Raw genomic sequence first — 9,832 nt, forward strand, 5'->3', positions numbered from 1 at the left:
GGTGCCCCGGTTCATAGAGGTATATGCGGAGGGATTTCCGGTGACGGCTACTCAGAAGATCAAGATGGGAGAATTGAAGGAAATAACGGACAAGACCTGGGACCGGGTTAAGGCCGGCCTCAAATTCAGCGCCAGAAAGTAGAAGAAGGCTTAAATATCATAATGCAAAGAGCAATTAGTTACTTCTCTTTTTTCACATACCCTCCTGCTAGGGGCAATCTTTGAGCAGGATTGCCCCTTTTGTCTTCCAGCGAATGCTCTGGTCGTAAGAATCGGAGGTCCGAAGTTGTTATTGTCCTTCAATTCACCACATAAATATAGATTCACGAGGCCATACGACACCAACCACAAAATATGCAAGCCCCTTTTGATGATTGAAGAGGTAGGAAACAAGAAAGCGGAACACTGATTTAATTGGAGAGGTTGAAATGACATGTTGAGTAAATCTGAAAAGAGTTTTCATTCATTATTATTATCATATGATATTTTAATAATATTATAAACTTGCTATCTTCCAAGATACCAAATGCCCAAACGTATAATCAAATCGGTGTCTGAGCTTTTTGGGGTTCTTTCAAATCCAACCCGCTTACAAATTATAATACTCCTGAACGAGTCTGAGAAAGACGTTAAAGAGATTCATGAGAGGCTAGGACTAAGCTCGTCGAACGCCTCTCAGCATCTAGCTATCTTAAGAGCACATCATCTTGTAGACGTAAGGCAAGAAGGCGTGCATGTGTTTTATAAGTTACACAATAAGAAAGTCATGGATATCGTCCAACAAGCACTAAAGTTTTTTGAAATAGAGCTTTCTGAAGTAGAATCTCTTAGAAAGGCCCTTAGCAAGGTAATGGAACACAAGTAAGCTCAGTAAAAATTTCGCTTGATATAATTCCTTAAACCTTCCTAGAAATCCTATAATTTGAGTAATGTTGACTTTAGGAGACTAAACCAATTAAAATTCTACACAAATGTTTTTCCCCGCCTACCGCCCTAGAAGGCTAAGAAGAAACGAACTAATACGAGAGATGGTACGAGAAACCGCTCTCTCCGTAAGCGACCTAGTGTACCCCATGTTCATCTTGCCGGGTAAGAGGACAAAAGAGGAGGTTAATTCCATGCCCGGTATTTTCAGACAGTCGGTCGATAATGCGATAGATGAGGTGAGAGAGGCCAGAGAACTTGGGATAAAAGCGATTCTACTATTCGGCATCCCGGAGAATAAAGATGAATTCGGTTCGGAGGGGTACGATGATAACGGGATAATTCAGAGAGCGTTGAGAAATATAAGAGAAAACGTGGAGGATATTCTTTTAATGACCGACGTCTGCATGTGCGAATACACCAGCCATGGGCACTGCGGGATTATCAAGGATGGAGAGGTAGCAAATGATGAAACGCTCGACTATCTGGCCCAAATAGCCCTCTCCCATGCAAAAGCGGGTGCAGATGTAATCGCACCATCCGACATGATGGACGGCAGGGTCGGAGTGATAAGGGAGGCACTGGATGAAAACGGCTTTGAAAACGTGGCCATTATGTCCTATTCGGCCAAATACGCCTCTGCCTTTTATGGGCCGTTCAGGGAGGCAGCTGAGTCGACGCCCCAGTTTGGAAACAGACGCGGATACCAGATGGACCCGCCTAACGTCCGGGAGGCCCTGAGAGAAATTGCTTTAGATATAGAAGAAGGTGCCGACATCGTTATGGTAAAGCCGGCGCTTTCCTATCTTGACGTGATAAGAGCGGCCAGGGAAGAATTCGACCATCCTCTTGCCGCCTATAGCGTCAGCGGAGAATACTCCATGATTAAGGCCGCCGGAAAACTGGGCTGGGTTGATGAAACCCAGGCCATGATTGAAGTTCTCACCAGCATAAAACGGGCCGGAGCGGATATTATAATTACCTACTTTGCCAAGGAAGCGGCAAAAATTATACGATCATCCCAATAATAGCCTATGAAAAAAACCCTGTATAAAGTCGTAGAAGTCATGACCGTTACCGATGAAGAACTAGAAAAAGTCCTGAACGATTGGGTTGGTAAGGGTTGGACTTTGGATACGATTCAGTTTGCCATGCGGGAGTCCTCAAAAAGACCAGCCATGGCATTTGTGATTTTTGCCAGGAGCGAAGAGGCCAAAGAGCAAGAAAGAGAAGAAGAGGATTAGATCCTAATTACTCACTCCGGTTTACTCACCACATTATTCCAATTTATCAGGATCAATCCAACCACAATCAGGACAATACCAGCAAGCCGGGGGAGGGTTATCGCTTCTCTCAAAAATATTGAAGCGTAAAGCGCGGTGAAAAGAGGAAAGGTAGCCGCAATCGGGACTATTCTCGAGGTCAAGTCTTGCTTGAGCGCAAAAAAGTAAATGAACAGCCCGACGATCCCGCCTAAAATTCCGGCAAGGATTATCCAGAGAAGGGTTTTGCCATCAACAGCGCCAAGCTCCTTATAACCGCCAGTCACTAACGATATGACGACCACTATAGTAGTCGTGAATATGAACCTAATAGTCATTACAGTGAGGGGAGAAGCCTTAATTAGACTAAGTTTTTCAAATATAGGGGTTATTCCCCATATGGATGCCACGAGCAATGCAAGAGCTGCAGTTTTCATTATATGCCTCCAGGAACCCTTTTTATTCTCGTCATCCGTTGTCCCGGATGATAAAGCAACCAAACCCGTAGGGGCACGCTGCAGCGTGCCCCTACCACATTCTCCATCTCTTTATAACTGATGAAAACCATCAGGCGTTATATGATTAATAGCCGTCGTCCACAAACTTCATAATCTCAGCTAGGCTTTCAATTCTGTGCACGTCATCCCTGTTCTTATACTTTCCTTTCTTGTCTAACAGGACAACCTTGATCCCGACAGAACTGGCTCCGTAGAAATCATGTTCAAAACTATCGCCTACGTGAATACACTCGGACGCGGATATTGCGCTTTTGCTTAGTGCCAACTCGAATATCTCTGGGGAAGGCTTTGAGAATCCCACCTCGCTGGATATAACAAAGAAGTCAAAATAATCTATGATGCCCAGCTCGGTGCACACGTCGTAAACCCTGGTGTCGAAATTGGATACCACGCTCAGCGTTAGCCTTTTTTCTTTGAGAGACGACAAAACATCTTTCGTCTCCGGAAATAGCTCCCAGGCCTCACTTCTGAACGTCTCGAAAAGCTCCTCGAAGTAGTCGTCGAATCGCTCAAACATGCCTGCTTCGGAAAAAACATTCCTTACTACTTCGTACCACCATTTCTTCTCATAGGCTTTTCTATCCTCGGGAGAAAGGTGGGGAAATGTTAGCGGCGGAGCCGACTTAAAGGCCCTACTAAAGGCTTTTTCTATCCTCTCCGGCGTAGAGTTAGTGCCGTATTTTTTGGCCACGCGCCAGTATTGATTTCCTACACCGCCTTTAATGTGAAAAAGCGTATCCGCCGCGTCAAAAAAAACGGCTTTTATCCGATTATTGCCCATTTTGAAACCCTTTTTGAATAAGTAGAATGTTTAATATACACTCTATTTTTACAAATAGTAGGCCAATATGATAGAGAGAAACCATAGCCCAAAAATTATAGCAGTTTTAGATGATATGATTTTTTCCTCCAAAATCAGGGAGGCGGCAAAGCCTCTAAATCTGGAAATAGAATTCATAAAAAACCCCAACGGTTTAATCCATAAACTACAATCAGAAAAGCCGTCTCTAATTATATTCGACCTCAACTCCAAAACCCATAATCCCATCCAAACTATTAGAGACCTCAAGTCCTGCTCAGATTTACAAGATACCCCCATTCTAGGCTACTTGTCCCATGTACAGACAGAATTGAAGAAGGAAGCAACCAATGCCGGCTGCGACCCGGTACTTCCCCGGTCCCGGTTTTCCAGGGAGTTGAGGGAGATATTGATGAGGTATTCAAAATAGAGCTCTTATGGTTAAAAATACGTGTCGTAGAATGTATCAAAAGCTAAAAGCCAAGAAATTAATTTAAATTGTAATAATCAAGATTTGATTTGTCTGGCGGTGTCGGGATAAATTACATTCTTTCAATACATTACTACAATCACTTTCAGCGGATGTAAACCCACTCGTTCCTTCATGGAATTTACACTGAGTTTATCGAACGTGATCAGGACAGACTTTGAGCCTGATGTAAGTTTATCGAAGGGTCAATCGAAAGATGGAGTCTCTTGAGGTGTTCATTCTTCGACAGTGCTCAGAATGAACGGTTTTTATTTCATTAATCATCTTAGCGGATATACATCCGCTCATTCCTTCGTTTTACTCAGGACAGGCTCTGAGCCTGGTCGAAGGATGTGTTATTGAGGTGTTTGCCTTTCCACCCTACTCCAGAGTGATAGTTAGACAAGTAAAATTCTCCTTAGAAACGATTCGCTAAGGCATGTCTGTTTGGTTAAATTCTGGTTATTACAATTTAATGTTAATCCAGGGCCATATTGTATAGAATACAATTTTTACTTCTTTGACTCTCTCGATCCTTCAACTGGTTTTATTGCACCGCCTCTCTCATACCCCAAATTAGGCTCAAGCCATCTTTCGATTTCTTCAACAGTCATATTTTTTCGTCTGGCATAGTCCTCGACCTGGTCCCGGTCAATCTGACCAACATGGAAATATCTTGCTTCAGGATGGGCGAAATACCAGCCGGAGACAGAACTAGGAGGGTTCATGGCGAAGGTTTCGGTAAGGAATATACCAGCGTTGGTTTCTGCCTCTAACAAATGCCAGAGTAGGCTCTTCTCGGTATGGTCCGGGCAGGCTGGATAACCGGGCGCCGGGCGGATACCCCTATACTTCTCTTTGATTAGGTCTTCGTAAGATAAGTCTTCATCCCGTCCGTAACCCCATATTATTCGCACTTTCCTATGCATCATCTCCGCAAGCGCCTCGGCAAACCTGTCGCCAAGAGCCTTGACCATTATGGCCGAATAGTCATCGTTCTTAGCCTTGAAGGCTTCTGCCAATTCCTCCACTTCATCCCCAGCAGTCACTGCAAAGCCGCCTATATAATCCTTACGGCCCGTTTCTCTCGGGGCTACAAAGTCAGAGAGGCTGTAATATATACCATCTTCCTCCTTTTCCTTCTGCTGTCTAAGGAAATGAAAAGTTCCCAGAACCTCTTTACGTAATTCATCCGTATAAAGCTCGACATCGTCGCCAACGCTATTCGCCGGCCACAAAGCTATGACCGCTCGTGCTCGGAAGCGCCTGTTTGTGACGATCTCTTTTAGAAGCCTTTGAGCATCTTGAAAGAGTTCCCTTGCCTGGGGCCCATAGTCCTTGTGCTCAAGAATCCTTGGATAGACACCTTTTAGCTCCCAGGCCCAGAATAAAGGGGACCAATCTATAAAAGGCGCGATCTCTTCGAGCGGAATATCATCAAAAACCTGCACGCCCAGTTTCCCTGGGGAGTCAATTCTTATATTTTTCCAGTCGGTTTTAAACCTGTTTGCCCTCGCCTCTTCGATGGAAACAAAGCTTCTCTGTTTCTTTCCGGCAGCATATTTTTGTCTCTGTTTTTCCTGTTCCGCACGGATTTCCGCCATGTATTTATCTGCTTTTTCCGGGTTTAGCAGGCTGCTGCATACACCTACAACCAGGGAGGCATCCTGAACATGCTCGACTACCCCACTATATTGGGGAGCTATCTTGATAGAAGTGTGAGCCTTGCTGGTCGTAGCCCCGCCGATGAGAAGGGGTATCTTAAAACCCTGTCTTTCCATCTCCGCCGCATTATAAACCATCTCCTCAAGAGAAGGCGTGATAAGACCACTCAAACCGATGATATCGGCTTTAACCTCCCTTGCCGTATTAAGGATCTTTTCACACGGAACCATCACACCGAGGTCGATAACATCGTAATTATTACAGGCTAGCACCACCGAGACTATATTTTTCCCAATGTCGTGCACGTCGCCTTTAACCGTGGCGATTACAAATTTTCCTTGATTCCTGGCGTTCTCGGTTTTGGCCTTCCCCGCCTCCATGAAGGGTTCGAGATAGGCTACTGCCTTTTTCATGACTCGGGCGCTTTTTACCACCTGAGGCAGGAACATCTTGCCCGCCCCGAAGAGGTCTCCAACCACCTTCATGCCTTCCATGAGTGGGCCTTCTATAACATCAAGTGGTTTGTCATATTTTTGACGCGCTTCCTCGGTATCTCCATCTATATAGTCAGTGATTCCATTGACCAGCGCGTGAATCAGGCGTTCTTCTACCGTGCCTTTCCGCCACTGATTCTCGTCTTTAGACTTGGCTTTTTCAGTGCTTTTGACTTTCTCCGCATATGCAATCAGTCTTTCTGTTGCATCCGGTCTACGGTTTAGGAGAACGTCCTCCACCAATTCCAGAAGCTCTTTATCAATATCCTGGTAAACGGCAAGCATTCCGGCGTTGACGATACCCATGTCCAGCCCGGCATTTATGGCATGGTATAGAAAAGCGCTGTGCATCGCTTCCCTGACGACGTTGTTTCCTCGAAAGGAAAAAGAAATATTGCTTATCCCTCCACTAGTGCGTACTCCGGGGCAGGTGGCCTTTATCTCCTTAATGGCTTCGATAAAATCGAGCGCATAGTTATTATGTTCTTCTATCCCGGTAGCCACCGTCAGCACGTTCGGGTCAAAGATGATATCGGTGGGATCCATCCCCGCTTTTTCGGTCAAGAGCTTATAGGCACGCTGACATATTCTTATCTTGTCCGCTTTACAAGCGGCCTGTCCCTGCTCGTCAAAAGCCATCACTATCGCCGCCGCTCCGTAGCGCATGATTAGCCGGGCATGTTCCAAGAATTTTTCTTCCCCTTCTTTCAGGCTTATCGAATTCACTATGCACTTGCCCTGGACACATCTAAGGCCGGATTCTATGACCGACCACTTTGAGCTGTCAATCATGATGGGGACTCGAGCGATATCCGGCTCAGAGGCAATCAGGTTGAGAAACCTGGCCATACAAGCCTCGCTGTCGAGAAGTGCTTCATCAAAATTAACGTCGATGATATTTGCACCGTTTTCGACCTGTTGCCTGGCTATGGCCAACGCCCCATCGAAATCGCCTGCTTTAATCAGTTTGGCAAACTGGGGCGACCCGGTCACGTTGGTTCGTTCACCAACCATGATAAATGGCGCCTTATCCCCCTCTATCTTAAGCGGTTCAAGCCCGCTCAGCCGGGTTGCCGGGCTGGTCTTGGGAATCCTCCGCGGGGGAAGCTTTTCTATTTTTTGCACTATGGCTCGTATGTGTTCGGGGGTGGTCCCGCAACAGCCGCCCACAATGTTCAAAAATCCGCTCTTGGCGAAGTCTTCGAGAAAATGCGACGTAACCTCGGGCGTCTCATCGTAGCCCGTATCGCTTAGAGGATTGGGCAGTCCGGCATTGGGGTAACAACTTATGTAACAGTGGGCAAGCTTGGAAAGTTCTTCGATATAAGGGCGCATTTCCTTGGCACCAAGGGCGCAATTGATACCAACACTCAATGGCTTTGCGTGCATGACGGAATACCAGAAAGCCTCTACGGTCTGGCCGGAAAGGGTGCGGCCGGAGGCATCGGTAATCGTTACCGAGAGCATAACCGGTAGCCTTACCGGATTCACATCAAAAAAGTTTTCGATGGCAAAAATAGCCGCCTTAAGATTAAGCGTATCGAAAGTAGTCTCGCATAATAGGATATCCGCTCCCCCATCAACCAACCCCCTCACTTGCTCGTAATAAGCTTCAACCAACTCCTCAAAGGTAACCGTGCGAAATGCCGGGTTATTCACATCCGGCGACATCGAGGCCGTCTTGTTGGTCGGTCCTAGTGCACCGGCGACGAAACATTGCCGTCCATGGTTTTCTTTCATGAATTCATCTACAACGCCGCGTGCAATTTGGGCGCCGGAAAAATTTAACTCGTAGGCAATAGACTCAAGGCCGTAATCGGCCTGTGAAATTCCGGTGCTGTTAAAAGTATTGGTCTCGATAATATCGGCACCGGCTTCCAGGTACTGGCGATGTATGTCAGAAATAATTTCCGGCCGGGTTAGATTTAAAAGGTCGCTATTTCCCCTTAGGTCTTTAGGATGGTCCTTAAAACGCACTCCCCTAAAGCTTCGTTCATCTAATTTATGGCGCTGGATCATGGTGCCCATGGCGCCGTCTAAAAAAACGATGCGTTCGTCGAGTAATTGCTTAAGCGCCCTGTACTTTTCGCTGATCGGTTTCGTTGGCATGTATGAAATTATACCAAAAGGCAGGCAAATTATTATAATGGCTAAAATTGGCTATCTGGATTATCTCTCTCTAATAAGTAAGAGCATTTTTCCTTTAATTGTTCCAGAAGGTATAAATCTAATTTTGCCCTATATACCGTCTTTACCTTCGAAAGCTGTTCAAGCGTTAGCTTTTTTACCCCGGTAAGATCAGCCTCGGTTAGCCTCGCACCTTCTAGGTTGGCTATTTTTAGAGATGATTGGGCTAAATTGGCTTCTGATAGGTCTGACCTCATTAAATGCGCCCCTTCCAGATTTGCTCCTTCCAGATTTGCTCCTTTGAGCATCGCATCCTCAAAGTTGGTTCCATAAAGGTTAGCTCCCTTGAGATTAGCATTCTCAAGATAGGTCTTCTTACAATATGCCAGCTTCAGATTTGCCCCCTCCAGGTTTACTCCCTTTAGATTCATTCCGCTCAGAGTTCCCCAGCTAAGATCCGGAATAACGTCCGGGTTTTGCTCTCTCCATCTGTTCCATACATCAACCCCTTGTCTCAGGAAATCAATGTGCTCTTTTTTGGCCATATTCTATTCCCTCGGACTTTAGGCGATACTGCTTATATAACAGACAAAAGTGTCTGTTCTAAATTATTTTTTATACAAATAACATGTGGTAGGTCAGACATTCTTGTCTGACAATTGTCTTAGAAAACATGAATAACCAGATTATTTCCAATTATTCCTCAGCTCACGTAGCTCTTTAAAAATCGACCGGGGGTCATCCCCGACGGAAGGTTTTCTCTTTTTTACCTCCCTGACTACCTCAGGAACATCAAACCGGAAAAAAGGATTGTATTTCTTTTCCTCTCCGATCGTTGTGGGATTCGGCTCCTTTCCATTTTTATAAGAAGACCTCACCTCGTCTAGCTTAACCCTAGCCGCCTCGTTATGGGGTTCAATACTTAAAGCAAAACTAAGGTTCGTTTCCGCATAATCATGTCCGCAGAAAACCCTATAGTCGTCAGGGAGGGCCCTAAGCTTGAATGCAATACTTTGGTAAAGCTGGTCGACGTCCCCTCTGTATCTGGTATTGCCGCAGCCGGCAAGAAACAGGGTGTCTCCAACAAAAACGTTTTCACCGAAAATCAAGGAAACATGCTCAGGACAGTGGCCCGGAGTATGGATAACAATGATTTTTTGTTTGCCTATTTCTATCGTACTACCCTCGTCTATAGCTTCGCTTTCTGAGGAGATAAAATCCCGCCCTATCGGGTGGGTCAGGATCTTGGCTAGTGTGGCCTTTCTCATAACATCGTTTCCCTGTATATGGTCGGGATGAGCATGGGTATTGACCACATACATTGCTCTCAACTTCCGGTCCTTTACAAAATCAAGCAGGGTCTTTGCATCGAGCGGGTCTATGACCGCGCATTCAGAGGTTTCTTCACACCAGAGGGCGTAGTTATAGTTCTTATCGCTTTCTTCTATGCGGATCCGGGCAATACCGTATCCTTTATCGATGAATAAATCCATTTTTGCCCTCTCTTGAGTTAACTCTATTCTCCGGCAACTTTACATTTATCAAAGATTTTACATGGAAAAAGGAGATTACTT

At 45.6% G+C, this 9,832-nt stretch carries 9 protein-coding genes; 4 read left to right on the forward strand and 5 right to left on the reverse strand.

Features of this window, described 5'->3' with window-relative positions:
• Nucleotides 1–526 precede the first annotated feature (526 nt).
• The 3 genes from VNN20_16840 (at nt 527) to VNN20_16850 (ending at nt 2,168) form a co-directional block, all read left to right on the forward strand.
• Nucleotides 527–865: a metalloregulator ArsR/SmtB family transcription factor gene (locus VNN20_16840; protein ID HWP93855.1), complete on the forward strand. Its 339-nt coding sequence runs from the start codon at nt 527–529 to the stop codon at nt 863–865.
• Nucleotides 866–971: 106 nt separating this feature from the next.
• Nucleotides 972–1,952 (forward strand): porphobilinogen synthase, encoded by a 981-nt coding sequence (hemB, locus tag VNN20_16845; GenBank protein ID HWP93856.1) that lies wholly within the window; start codon nt 972–974, stop codon nt 1,950–1,952.
• Between the two features lie 6 nt (nt 1,953–1,958).
• On the forward strand, nt 1,959–2,168 hold the full coding sequence (locus VNN20_16850; GenBank protein ID HWP93857.1) for a DUF4177 domain-containing protein: 210 nt from the start codon (nt 1,959–1,961) through the stop codon (nt 2,166–2,168).
• Between the two features lie 11 nt (nt 2,169–2,179).
• Here VNN20_16850 and VNN20_16855 read toward each other — a convergent pair whose 3' ends face one another.
• Nucleotides 2,180–2,623 (reverse strand): EamA family transporter, encoded by a 444-nt coding sequence (locus VNN20_16855; GenBank protein HWP93858.1) that lies wholly within the window; start codon nt 2,621–2,623, stop codon nt 2,180–2,182.
• A gap of 145 nt (nt 2,624–2,768) precedes the next feature.
• Nucleotides 2,769–3,485 (reverse strand): HAD-IA family hydrolase, encoded by a 717-nt coding sequence (locus VNN20_16860; GenBank protein HWP93859.1) that lies wholly within the window; start codon nt 3,483–3,485, stop codon nt 2,769–2,771.
• 67 nt (nt 3,486–3,552) lie between these two features.
• Here VNN20_16860 and VNN20_16865 point away from each other — a divergent pair, with 67 nt between their 5' ends.
• Entirely contained in the window at nt 3,553–3,933 is a 381-nt protein-coding gene (locus tag VNN20_16865) for a response regulator (protein ID HWP93860.1), read from the forward strand.
• A 551-nt stretch (nt 3,934–4,484) separates the two neighbouring features.
• On the opposite strand, the gene metH is transcribed toward VNN20_16865, so the two are convergent.
• From metH to gloB, 3 genes are all read right to left on the reverse strand, one after another.
• Entirely contained in the window at nt 4,485–8,240 is a 3,756-nt protein-coding gene (gene metH / locus VNN20_16870; GenBank protein HWP93861.1) for a methionine synthase, read from the reverse strand.
• Nucleotides 8,241–8,281: 41 nt separating this feature from the next.
• Nucleotides 8,282–8,803 carry a pentapeptide repeat-containing protein gene (locus VNN20_16875; protein HWP93862.1) on the reverse strand — a complete coding sequence of 174 codons (522 nt, stop codon included), beginning with the start codon at nt 8,801–8,803 and terminating at the stop codon, nt 8,282–8,284.
• 141 nt (nt 8,804–8,944) lie between these two features.
• The gene (gene gloB / locus VNN20_16880) at nt 8,945–9,751 is read right to left on the reverse strand and encodes a hydroxyacylglutathione hydrolase (protein HWP93863.1); all 807 of its coding nucleotides are present in this window, start codon (nt 9,749–9,751) and stop codon (nt 8,945–8,947) included.
• Nucleotides 9,752–9,832: the final 81 nt, after the last annotated feature.

Source organism: Thermodesulfobacteriota bacterium (genome assembly GCA_035559815.1).
Lineage (GTDB): Bacteria > Desulfobacterota_D > UBA1144 > Nemesobacterales > CSP1-2 > DATMAT01.